The following is a 233-nucleotide window of genomic DNA, read 5'->3' on the forward strand; positions in this document are numbered from 1 at the left end:
GCCGGCTTGCGAGTCTCGCCTATTCGACGCAAAGCGTTAGTGCGTCGCTCGCGCGGGCCATCGACGAGGTATTGGTTGCGCGACAGGAAGGACGCACCACCGAAGACACCTACATTCGCCTCGACATTCAGACCTTTCAGGCGCAGCAGATCGCGATCGAGCAGACCTTGCAGGCGGCCACGCTGCTATTCGAAGTGGGCGGCGCGTCCGCGACCAGTGAAACGCGGCGCTTC

Annotated in this window: 1 pseudogene; it reads left to right on the forward strand. The window is 63.1% G+C overall.

What is annotated here, in order from left to right:
* Positions 1 to 233 (forward strand): annotated as a pseudogene (locus tag SB822_RS61220) (acyl-CoA dehydrogenase); the annotation flags it as partial.

The sequence above is a fragment of the Paraburkholderia sp. SIMBA_054 genome (assembly GCF_046534875.1).
Classification (GTDB): domain Bacteria; phylum Pseudomonadota; class Gammaproteobacteria; order Burkholderiales; family Burkholderiaceae; genus Paraburkholderia; species Paraburkholderia hospita.